This window comes from Halobacteriovorax sp. XZX-3, from assembly GCF_043196495.1.
GTDB lineage: Bacteria > Bdellovibrionota > Bacteriovoracia > Bacteriovoracales > Bacteriovoracaceae > Halobacteriovorax_A.
Genome location: NZ_JBEBMO010000002.1, coordinates 877,850 through 892,367, shown reverse-complemented (window position 1 = coordinate 892,367; position 14,518 = coordinate 877,850). Strand labels below are relative to the sequence as shown.

The window sequence follows — 14,518 nt, the reverse complement described above, 5'->3', positions numbered from 1 at the left end:
ATTAAGCTTTACGAGACTCTTGTTGATCCGTAAACATACCGCCACGAATTTCACTCGATCTCTCTTCTAAAGCTTCAGCATTTGCCGCACGAATTTCTTCCATACGGTTTTCATACTGATTAATTAGATTTGATCTTTCAAGTTTTGAGTTCTCATAAAGAGTATTGTATTGATTCTCAAGTTCAGTAACTTTGGAAACATACTTTCTCTGTGACTCATCTCTTTCTCGAGCAATCATATCTTCATAATACTCTACCATTCTTTTAACTTGAATGTCTGCTCTTTGTTTAACCTGAGATAGCCTCTTATCGAACTCACCTCTCAAGTTAGCTAGGTTACTGTGATTTTCACGATCTTTCAATGCTATTGCATTTCTCGTTTCTTCTTTTAGTTGATTAGACTCTAGACTTTGAGTTAATCGAATTCTTTCAATCTCTTTTGCATTTGCTTTCTTAAGTCTGTTTAACTTTGATTCATAAGAAGAGATTAACTTATCGTTTGTTTCTTCTAATTGTTCGATCTTCTGTGTTAGTGACTTAGCAAGCTTATCCTTACTTTCAATAAAGTGTTCTTTTGCTTCTTGCATCTCTTGAGAATGCTTCATATGAGTATCTTGAATAAATTTCTTTGATTCATCCGCAAAGTCTGCCTGCATCTGAGAAACAGCTTCCGTATTTCGATCACTCATTTTTTGAACTGTCTCGCCAAACTGTGCTCTTTGTCTTTCAAGAATTTTCTTTGATTGCTCTTTATCATTATAAGCTTCTAGCTCTTTTTCTTTTACTTGGCGCTTGAAGTTACCTTGTAGCTCTTCAACATCTTTATTAAGCTCAATATTAATATCACTTAGAGTATCACTCTTAAACTTGGCCATATCTTTTTCAAGATCAGCAATATACTCAGATGATTTTTGTTTTTGAGAACGAAGTGCTTCTTTTGTTGATTGTGAGCGACGTCTTTCTTGGATATCAGCATTAAAGCGATCCGTATCAATTTGATCACGAATATTTTTAATACGTGTCTCATATCCCCTTTCCGTTTGCTCTAACTTATCGTTGAAGACATCTTCACGACTTCCACCAGATAACTTCTGATTCATCTCTCGTCTTGCTCGATATAATTCCTTCGCATGACGATTCTCAAGATCCTTTGCATTTTGCGAAGAATCTCTTTGCTCCACCTGTCTTTTTCTTGAGTTTCGATCATTGATTTCTTCAATAGAACTCTTGAAACTTTTTTGGTTTTCAGCAAGTTGCTTATCTTTTTGAGCAGTCATATCTGAAATGCGCTGCTCTTGATAGTCTTTAAGAGACTCTTCTCGACCCTTATGATTCTTTCTTAAGCTATCAACATCATCATTAAATCTTTCATAAAGACGTGCGCGTTTCTCACCACTTTCTTTTAATTGATCCCTGATTTCATTTTCATAATTTGATATCAACTGACGGCGATCTTGTTTTGTTTCTAACTCATGATCGTGTGCCGTATCACGAGCGTCACGGTAAACCTTATCAATTGTCTCATTGAAGTGGTCATTCATCTTGCCCATAGTTGAATCGAATCTTCTTTGTTGTGATGAGAGACGATGATCCATATTCGAATTTTCGGCCAATGTTTTTGACTCATAGGCTTCGCGAATATTTTTAAAACGTGTATCGAATTGATCCTTAATATCCTTACGATCGCGTTCGAACTCACGCTTATTTCCATCTAACTTACTTAGATAATTTTTTTGTTGTTCTTCAATTTTTCTTTTTGTATCTTCCGTGGCCGTTTCTCTGAATCGATCTTGCCTTTCTTCAACTTTATTAAGTGAGTTATCATAGGCTTGACGCTGTTTATTTAAGCGATATTCTTGAGTGTCTTTTAACTCACCTACTTCACGTTTATAACTCTTTCTCTGCTCATCAATTGTCTGCTGAAAGTTCTCGCGGTGTTGTGAAAGTCTCTTTGAATAATCTCTAACGTCCATATTTTTTCCGATTTAGATGCAATAAGATATTATATACCCCCTCTATTCTATCAATTATGCACAATATAAAAAGGCCGGGAATAAATGCCCCGGCCTCTTAATTATCTGTCTTTCCGACTATTTCTATAATGTATTATGCGAATTATTTACCTAATTCTGAATCAATAAGCTCTTTAAATACTTCAAATGGTTGTGCACCATTAATTAGCATACCGTTCACATAAAAAGTTGGAGTTGATTGTACACCAACGTCAATCCCTTCTTTAACTGTAGCATCAACTTCTGCTTTCATACGTCCAGAATCAAGACACTCATCAAATTTCTTTTGATCTAAACCAACTGTCTTTGCTTTAGACTTAAGTCCATCAACAGAAAGTCCTGACTGATCTGCAAACATTGAATCGTGTAGTTTCCAAAATTTATCACCAGCTTGCTCATTTGCACATAGTGCCGCTTCAGCAGCTTTGGCCGCATCTTTATGAAAGCTTAATGGGAAGTTCTTGAATACAATTTTAACCTTATTACCGTAAGTCTTCTTGATCTGATTCATGATCTCAACACCCTTAGCACAGTAAGGACACTGGAAATCCGAATATTCAGTAATAACTACGGCCGCATCCTTTCCACCAAACATTGGCTCTTTTCCTGTCACAGGAATTTCAAAACGTGGTCTTTTAGGTCTTTCTAAGTAAATTTCAACTGGGCTATTCTTCGTTTTCTTAGTTAAGTATGCTTCGATAGCTTCACGCTTTTTCGAGTTTCTTAAGAAGTCTACAATTCTAGCTTTTAACTGAGGATTTACATCAGGAATATTTCTTTCTTTTGCAAACTCGTTAATTTCTTTATCAGATACTTTTACGTCCTTAGCAATAACAACATCAATGAATTGCTCCATTGTCATTGAACTTCTTGCAGGGTCTTCATTTTTAAAATTCTCTAAAAGATAGGCCTTAACTTTACCTAGTTTTAGTTCATATACTTTTAATTGGGCTTCATATAACTCTGCTTCAGAGCCTTTAAAAAGCTCATCATGACTAACTTCTTTGCCATTGAACTTAATCACTGCAGTGGCATTTGGTGCCTTTTTAAATAAGAAATTTGGTTTTGAATTTACTTCGCTCGTACATGCAACTAGTCCAATTGCAGAAATAGCAACTAGGCCAAGTGCTAGCTTGGATTTTTTAAACATAATGATCTCCTTACATCAATTTAAACTAATTATATGTAAAAAAGAGAAATAATGCATTAGTGTTCACGTCATTTTTTTGTCAATTCGATAATTGCTTCACAAAGAGATCATATTGCGGCGAACTATTTTTCAATTCTTCATGCACACCTTTTGCAATAATTTTTCCACCTTCCATAACAAGAATCTGTTGGGCATCAAGTATTGTTTCAACTCGATGGGCCACGATAATTGTAACGGCCTGCTTTTGAACAAAGAGAATCATTTTACGTAGAGCTTCTTCAAGATCACTATCTAATGAAGAAGAAATTTCGTCGAATAGAACAATAGGCTTCTTTAAGTAACAAGAGCGAATCGCCGATATAAGCTGCTTTTGACCAAGTGAGATCTCATTTTGATCAAGGACTGTATCAGGCTTTATTCCCCATCTCGATAGATAAGAAATCTGTTCACAAACTTCACTCCAGAAAGCATCAAAACTTCCAAAACCTGCTTGCCCCATCGTAATATTAAATTCAACTGTTTCTGAAAAGATATGCGAATCTTGCGAAACAATCCCAATCAATTCACGATACTCATTGAAGTCATCAATATAATCAAAATTATACTCTTTCTTAACTCCGCTATGATTTTCAACAAATACCTTCCCTTCATCAGGAATAATATTAGCGGCCATGATATTTAAGAGAGTCGATTTTCCACTTCCAGATAATCCGACAATCCCAATAAGATCACCTTGGCGACAATCAAAAGAGATATCTTCTAAAGTAAAGGGTGTTGAATTCTCACCTTTAGCAGGATACGTAAATTTTTGGATTTCAATATGCATCTTTTCAACATCATACTGGCGTCTTTTTGTATTGATATCTGAAGACTTTTCCTTGTCTAAATCAACAAGAAATTCATTTATACGCCCTACTCCTGTTGCTGCTCTTTGAATATTTGCAACTTTTGAAGAGACATCTTTAATAGGATTAATCGAGCGCTGAATTAAATCAATTAGAGCAAAGATCAATGCGACTTGAGTAATACCACTATTTGGAATGATAAAGATTGCACAAGCTAAGAAGACTGGAAAAAGAGACTCGGCAAATGAGTAGTACGATGCGTCCCAAACGTTTGAAGATAGGATCTTCTTAAGAAATTCATCAAAGACAAATAAGGACTTCTTCGATGTATACTGATCTGCAGGGTTGTAGTAATTCTCACGAACACCGCCAATAAGATCCGCAACAACGCGGTAAAGTTTTGCACGTGAATTTCTCACGCTTAAGAAAACTGCACGCATATACTTAGAGCACCAAATTAAAATAAAGCAGGCTCCAAATTGGATTACTGCAAGATACACTCCGGCAATTGCATTTAAGCTTACAAAACTGATCAGAGAAGCAACAACGAAGAAGATATCAATGACAATTCCAAAAGTTCCAGAAGTAACAAGCTCCCTTAAGCTTTCCGTATCGCTCATAATACGCGCTAAGACCTCTCCTTGAGGGTAGCGATCATTGCGGTTTTCTTTCGATGTTTGAAGCTCCACACTTGAAAGCCACTTACCATAGCAATGAGTGCGGACGAATTGAACAAGGCCTACAACATAACGATTAATAATCAGGTTATAAACAGCACGGTTTAAGGCCGTTGCCAAAAAGATAAATGTCATAATTCCAAGAGTCTGACGATAAACCTCTTCGACTTCATAATTTGCAGTAAGTTTTGCGATTAATTGTGGTAGTGCTGCACCAAGAGCACTTGAGATAATAAGACATACAACCATGCTTAATAAATACTTACCACTTCCTTTATATACTAGGAATTTAGATGAGTTGTTTTCTAAAGTGCTCATAAATTCCTCCTTCTTGTTTTTGTGTAAAATCGATAACACTTGACTCTTCTCTTAAGCCTTCACTTTCACAGATTAAACTTAAGTGATCACATTGAACCGCTGTCGTGTACCTGTGTGTCGACATAATGAGCGTGCGACCTTCAAAAATATTCATAGCATTGAGCTGATTCAAAATTTCTCTTTCAAGCACGACATCAACTGATGAGAAAGGGTCATCCCAAATAATAAACTCACTTTCAAAAAGTAATGACTTAATCAAAGAGACTCGCTTGATTTGTCCACCAGATAATCTCTTTCCGTTTTCTCCAACAACAAGGTTAAACAAACTCTTGCGATCTGAAGCTAAGTAATCGAGTCCAAATATCTTCAGTAGATCATAAGCTTTCGCTAGTTGTTCTTCATTGAAGTCTCTACCCAGGGATAAGTTTTCTAGAATTGTTCCATTATAAAGATACGGATCTTGAGCAACATAACTCGTACTTCTTTCTTGGATCTTTAAAACCTCAGAAATTTTAACGAGTAACTCAGACTTTCCACATCCAGTTTTTCCGACAATTGCATTCTTTGTATTTTTCCAAATTTTTAAATTGATATCGTTGTCCCAAAATGGAAGCTGTAATTCAAAAGACTCTTCTTTTTCTTTAAAAGAAAATTCTCTTTTAAGCATTGTCTCAAGTTCACTCTCTTTATCAAGTACAGCAACAAGCTCTCTTACTCTTGCCCACGCTCCAGCAGAGCGAGTGAAGACAACTCCAATCCAAGCGAGGAACATAATTGGTTCTAAAAATAGATAAACAAAACCAGAGAATAAAATCAGTGAAGATGCACCAAGCTGTTGCGTAAAAATGATATAGGCACCCCAAATTAATGAAAGACCAACTCCAGTTGGCATAAGTGGAATAGAAATGCCAACACGCTTGCCTGCCTCATAAAAATTCTCAAGCTCTTCCATTGACTTCTTAGCAAAGAGATCAATAAATGCTTTTTCCGCATGGAAGTTTTTAATTGTCTTTTTACCTGCGTAAGTTTCAATAATGATATTTTGAACATCACCCTGAAGGTCTTGTGTTTGGCGATAGAATTTACGGTTCGTTGAAACAATTGCACTGAAGAGAACAAACGCCACAAGCATCGGTAGTAGCGCAATAAACAGCTCTTTATTGAAACTTAATAGCTTTGGAACAAGGATCGAAAGAGCAATGATGATATTAGCAATTTGTAAAAGAGCGAAACCAATTAATGCTCTTACGTGCTCAAGATCTCCACCAATAATTTGAAAGATTTGACCTTTCGGGTATTCTTTATAACGAGAAGGACTCACTTTTTCTAATTTCTTCATGAGATCAAAGCGTAAAATCTTTTGTAAGACACGGGCCGGATAGAAAAAGAGAAGTCGTGAAGAAGTTCTAAAAACAATAATTCCTAAGGCCAATAAGAAGAGATGTCCCACTGGAATAGAAATTCCTTTTGAAATTTTCTCTGCTAAATCTTTTGCAATAAAAGGAAGTTCACTTTGAATCTTGTGAGTTAGATAGAGACAAATGAATGCCCCAATATAGTAGTACCAGTAGTGAACAAACTGCGTCATTACCAGCGATGTTAACTTTTTATTAAGATAGTCTTTCATTCCAGCAAGTCTACTTGAAATCCAATCATCAGTCACGTTTCTGTTTAAAGGAAGGCCTAGTGAAATGTGAAAAAACATTCTTAATTTAAGTTAAATTTACCTTCTCAAACTTGGTTATGAGAATAAAGCTAGCTAAAATCCTACAAAATTAATTGGTTTCATAAAATACGAAGTTTTAAGAAAAACGTTTTTTAAGGAAAGAAAGTGATCTATCTCGTAAGTCTGCTGATGATATTAATTCTCTGTTCTATTATGGTTATTACTCATCAGGCCATTAAGATTAAACAGCTTGAAGTTGAAGGTCGCGACCTTTCGCGAAGGCTCGAAGAAAAACAACATTTACTCTCCGTTTTATTTCACGATCTATCGAACTCAACAACTCTCCTTTCACTACTAAGCGACTCTTCCCTACTTGCCATGAAAGACAAAGACGGAATCTTGCAAAACCTAGGACGTGTCAGCGGAGTTATCGAAAATATGGCAGAACTGATTCAACATATTCGAAAAATACAATCCATTGAGTCAGGCAAATCAAATATAAAGTTAGAGCCTGTTCCATTAAAAGAATCTATTGAAAATTCAATTCAGCTTATCCGAAAAAGATTAGAAAAAAAGAGTCAACATATCCGTGTTGAATTTGATGACCACAGTATCCAGGCCATGGCAGAGCCTTCGTCACTATGCCACAGCGTCTTTAGTAACCTTCTAACTAATGCATCAAAGTTTTCACCAGAAGGATCTGAAGTTGTTGTCAGGGTAACTCATCAAAACTCAGTGATCCGTGTGGATATAACAGATCAAGGAATAGGAATCCCAGAGTCAATGATAAAAAGCCTCTTCTCATTCACTAATGAAACTCACCGCGAAGGAACTCATGGCGAAGAAGGATCAGGTTTTGGCCTTCCAGTTGTAAAAAAATATATGAAATTCTACGGAGGAAATATTAAGGCCTTTAATAATATTGATGGTATTGGATCAACATTTACAATGACATTCGTTAACGCATCAAAGAGCAATCAGGATACAGTTGAAAAAACAGAGTCTAAACCAAAGAGAAGGCCTTTAAGAGAAGCGAATCAATAAATAGATTGAGAAAAAGATGGTAGGACTATGCAGATTCGAACTTTACAACCTGCGATCAAAAGATGCCCAAAGGCATGTTTTGGCGCTGAGTTGATATCGGTATCAGCAAACTAAATCATCAAGCAATGTAATTGAAAGTATCAAAGATGGTAGGACTATGCAGATTCGAACTGCAGACCTCTACCATGTCAAGGTAGCGCTCTAACCAACTGAGCTATAGTCCTACAAGTGTCTTAAAGTAGAAAAATAATATTCTAATTCACCAAACTCGTCAAAAGATAAAATTGACGCACAAACCTAAGCAACATCGTTGCAATTTTGCTAGTATAACTAAAAATCATGGAGGAATAATGAAAAATATTATTATGATATTAATTCTATCTAGTTGTGCTGTTTCAAAAACAAAACTAACTCCAGCTGGAGAGAAAGTAAAAGTAACATATCAAAAGCCACGTCATAAAAGCTGTAAGCCTTTTACAAATGTTGTTGGCGAAAATGAAAATGGTATCAAGGATCTTGCTGTTAACCATGCCGTCAACTTAGTTGCTGATGAGGGTGGAGACACTATCTGGATCAAAGAATCTGTAAATGAAGGAAACACTTGGAAAGTTTACGGACTTGGTTACCACTGCAAATAAGAGTAAGGAATTCGAATGATTATTTTAGATAGCGCAAAGAAAGCAATTGAGAATTTTTCAATGCCTGATCACGTGGGATTTGGAAAGGTCCTACTACCGATTATGGCGACTTGTGAGTATAAACGTGGAGAATGGGGAGAGCTTGAGATCAAGCCTTATGGTAAATTAGAACTCGATCCAACTTGTAAAGTTCTTCACTATGGACAAGAAATTTTTGAAGGAATGAAGGCCTATAACTTTAAAGGCAATGGCCCAAACCTTTTTAGGCCACTAGAAAACTTCAAACGCTTTAATCACTCAGCAAGACGTATGGCCATGCCAGAAGTACCAAAAGATATCTTTACTGCAGCTGTAAATACAGTCACAAAGATGGGTGAAAACTATATTCCGAAACGTGGTGGTGAATCTCTTTATATTAGGCCATTCATGATTGCCACAGAAAACAATCTAGGAATTAAGCCAAGTGAAGAATTTCTTTTCATGGTAATCGCCTCACCTGTTGAGTCTTACTTTTCAGGAGGAAGCTATAAGCTTTTAATCGAAAGAAATATGATTCGTGCGTGCCAGGGAGGAATGGGAACGGCCAAGACTGGTGGTAACTACGCCGGTGCTCTTAACGCAGGTGTAAGAACTTTAAAACTTGGACTACACCAAACACTATGGTTATCAGCAACTGATCGTAAATCGATTGAAGAATTAAGTGGAATGAATTTCTTTGCTGTAATTGATGGTGAAATTCACACTCCAGAATTGACTGAGACAATCCTAGATGGAATTACTCGTCGTTCACTCATCGATATTGCACGTCACAAGGGTTACAAAGTTGTCGAGAGAAAGATTAGCATTGATGAATTAATTGAAGATATTAAGTCTAAGAAATGTACTGAGTGCTTCTCTTGCGGAACGGCCGCAATCATCACCCCAATCTGCTCTTTACATGAAGAGTCTGGTGAATTTTATAATATTCAAGAAGAGTTTGGACCAGTGTCAAAAGAGCTTCGTGAAACACTTCTAGGTATCCAAGAAAAAACAATTGAAGACCCATTTAACTGGGTAGTTGATCTATAAAAAAGGGCCTCAGATGAGGCCCTTTGTATTTCTACTTCGCTAAATTTGGAAGAATTTGAAACATAACCATTGCAAGGATTGTTGGGAAAAGTGCTCCAAGAAGAAGCTTACCTGGGTTAATCCCATCTTTTCCAAAAGTACCTTTAAGGATACCAAAACCTGCTGGGTTTGGAGCGTTAGCAATAACAGTTAAACCACCACCGGCAACAGCACCTGCAACTAGGTTATACTTTGCAGAATCAGTTAGATCAACAAGTGTTCCTAGATATGTAAGAGCAGCGTTATCAGTAATAGCAGTAAGTGAAGTTGCACCTACGAAAAGAACAAAGTCACCAAGTTTAGATAGAATTGGTTGTAGCCACCAACCTTGTTGTCCACCAAGTGTAACAAGACCAGCTAAGAAGAAACCTACAAGAAGTGATTCTTTTAACTTTATTTCGTCTTGGTACTCTTTTGTAACAGTTGTGAAACCTAGGAAGAATAGGAATAAACCTAGGAAGAAAACCATATGGTGAGCAGAGAAAACAACTAATCCCATGAAGATGATATGAATTAAAGTCATCCACCAAGTTGGTGCCATCCAATTCTCATGCTTTTGTTTAATTTCAAGTTTGCCTTGTAGTTCATCTTTAAACATGAAAGCAATTATAAGAGTTCCAATAATGATCGAAATTGTTGCTTTGTAACCAAAGTTTGTAATCATGTGAACAAATCCCCAGTGCCATTTTGAAGCAACCATTAGAACAGGAGGTGCAGCAAAGTGAGAAAGTGTTCCACCAATTGAAACGTTTACAAAAAGTAGACCAATCGTTGCATACTTAAATTTTAAACTCATTTTCTCGTCTGAGAAGAAGTAGTCTAAAAGGATAAGAGCTGTAACTGTCATTGCAGCAGGTTCAGTAATGAAAGATCCTAGAATCGGCCCGATAATAAGAGCTGAAACGTAGAATGCCATTTTACCAGGCATTGGGATAAGTTTTGCAATCATCCCGATGATTTTTTCTGCAAGCATAATAATTGGTCTCGTCCCCGCCATACACATAATAACGAATACGAATGCGGCCTCTGTGTAGTTAACATCTTTTTCAAGATATTTAAGTGCTCCACCAACAACTTGGTGTGCGCTATCATAAACTGCAAATCCTTGCGTAGCACTATAGTACACAATAAATGCAGCTGCCCACATTCCGAATACCGCTTCTACTTCACCTAAGAAGTGAAGAAGATTCTCCATCATTGATCCTTCTGGATACTTGTGAGCTAAATGTTGAATTTTAGAAACTAAGAATGTGTGCAAAATTGCACATGCAAATAGAATCGTCCCTACGAGCTGTAGATTTGTTGGATTCATGAAACTTCCTTTGTAAATGTGATCTACCTTATTTTATTCCTGTCGGCAAAGGTGCGCAAGTACTGAAATTTTAAGACACTTAAAATAATTTACCATTTTCGTAAACTTTTTCTAAACTGCCACCGATAAGAATTTGTGTTTTTATATAGATTTGCTATCTCTATTCTCACTTTCTCTGTCGTAGTCAATGCTTTGGCCATAGAGCCTAGTTTTTTTAAGGAAGAGATAGAAGTTAATGGCAAGCAAATCAAGGCCAAGGATCTTGTCAAAGATATCGTAAGAATTTCAAAATCAAAGTCACCTAAATATATTCCGGTTAGGCATGAAGATGCTGTTTCTGACGATATTCCGAGGCATAACAGTGGGGCGTCAGAGTTGTGTATCGAGTGTAGAGATATCGCCGAGCTCGCTTCTAATATTTCAGATATCGTGGCCAAGGCCAATGAAAATTCTCCAGAACCGAGTATTAAGGTCAAACAAAAAGCACTAAAACTTAAGGCCATCGCAACTTATATCGAAACTGTTGATAAGGTTGGAGAAATTAGCTGTCTTAAAAGTGATTTTGACAGCGGAAAAGAGCGCTATAACACAAGAGATTTTGATGACTTCGAACTAGTTTTTACTTCAGATATTGCTCTTAGTGAATTCTCTTCCCTATCAATTGCTCCTCGTTCAGGAACACTAACTAGAATAACTTGGTTTCGATCTCAAGACGAAGTTGGCGAAGATATTTTTATCAAAGTAGTCTTTATAAAAGATCAAGAACCATACTTTCAAATCTACTACCCACATGACACTTTTGTTGATCCAACAAAGCCTACAGATGTTGAAAGAAATATTCCTGAAGGTGTAACTCTTGAGACAAATTATGATTCTGAAATGAGTCTAGTTAAGGATCAAGAATACGATACCTTCATTGGAAAAGTTAAGATTAATAAAGCACTGCTCCTCGAGCAGAGTTATTATGTTCCTACTTCATTAACATTAATTGAGATGGAGACAGAGAGTAAGCTTGGAGAAGAAACTAAACTTACAAGCAAGGTCGAGATTAATGACCAAAAGCAAAGAATAAACGTTAACCTCAACAGTAAGCTAACTGAAGACACAACACTAAACGGTGAAATTAATATCAAGCCTAACAAGCAGCAATTAAACCTTAATCTTTCTAATCGCTACAGTGATGATATTACAATTGATGGCAATGCCGATATCTCATCAGATAGCCAACAAATCAACCTAGACTTAAAACATCAAGGGAAGTCGACAGCAAGGGCCTTGGCCAAAGCTGACGGTTACTTTCTAGCAGGAGTAACTGTTGCCTCTCCAGAGTTTAGAAATTTTGATATTGAAACTGATATGAGTTACGACACTAATCAGACGGCAACGATTGCAAATGATTTCAGATTCCAAGGAAAAACGATAATTAAAACTGGAACTGTTATCAATGCTCAAGGTGAAGTTGACTTCAGTGCAAAAAGGTCATTTGGGGTATTTGAGAATGCTACTGTGACTATGGAGTTAAATCACTCAACGCAAGACAGAGGTATCGATTACAACCGCACCTCTGCCTATATTTCTTTTGATATGAAATTCTAATTAAATTAATTAGCCATCATTACCAATTGAAGCAACTGGACAAGCATCCATTTGCTCTTGGCATAGCTCTTCTTCTTCAGGTGTTGATGGTTGCTTAACAACGTATGCATTTCCATCTTCATCTTCAGCAAAAAAGTCTGGAGCACCTGTGTAACATACGTTACATGCAATGCATCCTTCGCCGTTATCATCATCTGGATCTGTGCAATACCACTTTCCAGCAACATTTTCTTTATGTTTCATTTCTTTATTTGCCATGTTAACTCCTTGATTTTATTAACACACAACACAATATTTCATTGATTATATTTTGCCTAAGTCTACTAGATTTGAGAATATAGCACAAGATACTCAAATATAAATTTCACAGGAGAATACTGAAATGACAACGAGCCTTGAAAAAGCAGCTCAATGGGCAAATAACTCATACTTTGATGAGGAATCACGTCAAGAGATTCAAAAGCTAATTGACGCTGATGATATGAAAGAGATCGAAGAAAGATTTTATAAAGATATCGAATTCGGAACAGGTGGGCTTCGCTCAATTCTTGGTGCCGGAAATAATCGTATTAATAAATATACAGTTCGCCGTGCAACGCAGGCCCTTGCTGGTGAAGTACTAGATCACAGCTCTAAAACTGGGATCACAAATCCATCAATTGCTGTAAGCTATGACTCACGTAAATTCTCTTTTGAATTTGCCAAAGAAGTTTGTAGCGTTATGGCGGCCAATGGAATTAAGTCTTATATCTATAAAAGACTAAATCCTGTTCCAATGCTTTCATACTCTGTTAGGTACCATAAGTGTCAAGCAGGAGTTATGGTAACAGCTTCTCACAACCCTCCAGAATACAATGGTTACAAAGTTTATTGGAATGATGGAGCGCAAGTTACTCCTCCAAACGATAAAAATATTATCAATCGCTACTATGATATTACTTCATATGATGCAGTTAAATTCATCGACTTTGACCAAGCAGAAAAAGAAGGTTTTATTAACTGGGTAGGCGAAGATGTAGAACAAAGCTTCTATAACGACATCCTATCAAAAACAGTTAACCCTGAAATGTGTAAAGAATTCGGTAACGATTTAAAGATCGTTTACACACCTATTCACGGAACAGGATTAATTCCTTGTACGACAGCTCTGGCACAGCTTGGCTTTACTAATGTTGAAGTTGTTAAAGAGCAAGCACAACCAGACTCAGCTTTTCCAACAGTAAGCTCACCTAACCCAGAAAATGCTTCGGCAATGAAGATGGCAGTCGATCTTATGAAAGAAACTGGTGCAGATATTGCATTTGGCTCTGATCCAGACACAGATAGACTTGGAGTTGCTTTTGAGCATGAAGGAGAGATTCAGTATATCAACGGAAACCAAATCGGAATCCTAATGCTGTACTACATGCTTCACAATCTTAAAGAAAATGGCACAATGCCAGCAAACCCATATTTTGTGAAAACAGTTGTAACAACTCCACTCCAAGAATTAATCGCTGATAAGTACGGAGTAAAATCTTACTCGACACTAACAGGATTTAAGTGGATTTGTGGACTAATGAATAAAATAGAAAAAGAAGATCCATCGGCAAACTTCCTATTTGGAACAGAAGAGTCTTTTGGATATCTTCCGCATAATTTTGTTCGCGACAAAGATGGTGTTGCTTCAATTACTTTTATGTCTGAAGTAACTCTATACTTCAAAAAACAGGGGCTAAACCTTATTCAGGCCCTCGATAAAATTTACGAAGAATTTGGCTTTAGTGAGGAAACTCTCCTAAATCTTGTTTATCAGGGTAAAGAAGGGGCCGAAAAAATTACACGAATCATGAGTCATTTTAGAGACTTAGCTCCTACAAGCTTGTGCGGACAAGAGATTCAAGCTATAGAAGATTATCAAACAGGTATTGTGAAAAACCTTGAGTCTAATGAAGAGTCGAAACTGGATTATCCAGTAAGTAACGTAATTGGTTACCACTTCAAAAATGGAAACCGCCTCTACCTTCGTCCTTCAGGAACTGAGCCAAAAATTAAGTTCTATATTATGATTCAAGAAAAAGAAGGAAGCCTAGCTGAGAAAAAAGCAAAGGCAAAAAAAGTTACTGACGAAATTCTGGCATTTATTAACGAAACGGCCGAAGGACTATAAGTCAG

11 protein-coding genes, 1 tRNA gene and 1 pseudogene are annotated in these 14,518 nt (G+C 36.7%); 5 read left to right on the top strand and 8 right to left on the bottom strand.

Annotated elements, in window-relative coordinates:
* Position 1: 1 nt before the first annotated feature.
* The 5 genes and pseudogenes from ABMA70_RS14815 to ABMA70_RS14795 all read right to left on the bottom strand — a co-directional run bounded on the left by ABMA70_RS14815 (position 2) and on the right by ABMA70_RS14795 (position 6,706).
* Positions 2-1,972, bottom strand: coding sequence for a hypothetical protein (locus ABMA70_RS14815; RefSeq protein WP_392992466.1), 1,971 nt, complete (start codon positions 1,970-1,972; stop codon positions 2-4).
* Between the two features lie 142 nt (positions 1,973-2,114).
* The gene (locus tag ABMA70_RS14810) at positions 2,115-3,161 is read right to left on the bottom strand and encodes a thioredoxin domain-containing protein (RefSeq protein ID WP_103218001.1); all 1,047 of its coding nucleotides are present in this window, start codon (positions 3,159-3,161) and stop codon (positions 2,115-2,117) included.
* Between the two features lie 79 nt (positions 3,162-3,240).
* The gene (locus ABMA70_RS14805; RefSeq protein WP_370446912.1) at positions 3,241-3,987 is read right to left on the bottom strand and encodes an ATP-binding cassette domain-containing protein; all 747 of its coding nucleotides are present in this window, start codon (positions 3,985-3,987) and stop codon (positions 3,241-3,243) included.
* A gap of 228 nt (positions 3,988-4,215) precedes the next feature.
* Positions 4,216-4,932: pseudogene (locus tag ABMA70_RS14800) on the bottom strand (ABC transporter transmembrane domain-containing protein); the annotation flags it as partial.
* Positions 4,933-4,972: 40 nt separating this feature from the next.
* A complete protein-coding gene (locus ABMA70_RS14795; protein ID WP_393022274.1) occupies positions 4,973-6,706 on the bottom strand; it encodes an ABC transporter transmembrane domain-containing protein in 1,734 nt (577 codons plus the stop codon).
* Positions 6,707-6,832: 126 nt separating this feature from the next.
* Between ABMA70_RS14795 and ABMA70_RS14790 the strand changes: the two genes are divergently transcribed.
* Positions 6,833-7,711: a sensor histidine kinase KdpD gene (locus tag ABMA70_RS14790; RefSeq protein WP_146037850.1), complete on the top strand. Its 879-nt coding sequence runs from the start codon at positions 6,833-6,835 to the stop codon at positions 7,709-7,711.
* A 147-nt stretch (positions 7,712-7,858) separates the two neighbouring features.
* On the opposite strand, the gene ABMA70_RS14785 is transcribed toward ABMA70_RS14790, so the two are convergent.
* Positions 7,859-7,935 (bottom strand) — tRNA-Val (locus tag ABMA70_RS14785).
* 126 nt (positions 7,936-8,061) lie between these two features.
* Here ABMA70_RS14785 and ABMA70_RS14780 point away from each other — a divergent pair.
* Complete coding sequence (locus tag ABMA70_RS14780; RefSeq protein WP_103218005.1) at positions 8,062-8,349, top strand: hypothetical protein; 288 nt, start codon at positions 8,062-8,064, stop codon at positions 8,347-8,349.
* 15 nt (positions 8,350-8,364) lie between these two features.
* The gene (locus tag ABMA70_RS14775; protein ID WP_103218006.1) at positions 8,365-9,417 is read left to right on the top strand and encodes a branched-chain amino acid aminotransferase; all 1,053 of its coding nucleotides are present in this window, start codon (positions 8,365-8,367) and stop codon (positions 9,415-9,417) included.
* A 31-nt stretch (positions 9,418-9,448) separates the two neighbouring features.
* On the opposite strand, the gene ABMA70_RS14770 is transcribed toward ABMA70_RS14775, so the two are convergent.
* A complete protein-coding gene (locus tag ABMA70_RS14770; protein WP_103218007.1) occupies positions 9,449-10,768 on the bottom strand; it encodes a putative Na+/H+ antiporter in 1,320 nt (439 codons plus the stop codon).
* A gap of 135 nt (positions 10,769-10,903) precedes the next feature.
* Here ABMA70_RS14770 and ABMA70_RS14765 point away from each other — a divergent pair, with 135 nt between their 5' ends.
* Positions 10,904-12,364, top strand: a complete 1,461-nt coding sequence (locus ABMA70_RS14765; RefSeq protein WP_392992472.1) for a hypothetical protein — start codon at positions 10,904-10,906, stop codon at positions 12,362-12,364.
* A gap of 9 nt (positions 12,365-12,373) precedes the next feature.
* Here the strand turns inward: ABMA70_RS14765 and ABMA70_RS14760 are convergent, their stop codons facing one another.
* A complete protein-coding gene (locus ABMA70_RS14760) occupies positions 12,374-12,622 on the bottom strand; it encodes a ferredoxin (RefSeq protein WP_103218009.1) in 249 nt (82 codons plus the stop codon).
* Between the two features lie 124 nt (positions 12,623-12,746).
* Here ABMA70_RS14760 and ABMA70_RS14755 point away from each other — a divergent pair, with 124 nt between their 5' ends.
* Complete coding sequence (locus tag ABMA70_RS14755; RefSeq protein ID WP_392992474.1) at positions 12,747-14,513, top strand: phospho-sugar mutase; 1,767 nt, start codon at positions 12,747-12,749, stop codon at positions 14,511-14,513.
* The last annotated feature ends 5 nt before the right edge of the window (positions 14,514-14,518 follow it).

Excerpts from the sequence above, each read along its gene's own strand:
- ABMA70_RS14815 (WP_392992466.1), bottom strand. The coding sequence starts at position 1,972 with ATGGACGTTAGAGATTATTCAAAGAGACTTTCACAACACCGCGAGAAC.
- ABMA70_RS14810 (WP_103218001.1), bottom strand. The coding sequence starts at position 3,161 with ATGTTTAAAAAATCCAAGCTAGCACTTGGCCTAGTTGCTATTTCTGCA.
- ABMA70_RS14805 (WP_370446912.1), bottom strand. The coding sequence starts at position 3,987 with ATGCATATTGAAATCCAAAAATTTACGTATCCTGCTAAAGGTGAGAAT.
- ABMA70_RS14795 (WP_393022274.1), bottom strand. The coding sequence starts at position 6,706 with ATGTTTTTTCACATTTCACTAGGCCTTCCTTTAAACAGAAACGTGACT.
- ABMA70_RS14780 (WP_103218005.1), top strand. The coding sequence starts at position 8,062 with ATGAAAAATATTATTATGATATTAATTCTATCTAGTTGTGCTGTTTCA.
- ABMA70_RS14775 (WP_103218006.1), top strand. The coding sequence starts at position 8,365 with ATGATTATTTTAGATAGCGCAAAGAAAGCAATTGAGAATTTTTCAATG.
- ABMA70_RS14770 (WP_103218007.1), bottom strand. The coding sequence starts at position 10,768 with ATGAATCCAACAAATCTACAGCTCGTAGGGACGATTCTATTTGCATGT.
- ABMA70_RS14760 (WP_103218009.1), bottom strand. The coding sequence starts at position 12,622 with ATGGCAAATAAAGAAATGAAACATAAAGAAAATGTTGCTGGAAAGTGG.
- ABMA70_RS14755 (WP_392992474.1), top strand. The coding sequence starts at position 12,747 with ATGACAACGAGCCTTGAAAAAGCAGCTCAATGGGCAAATAACTCATAC.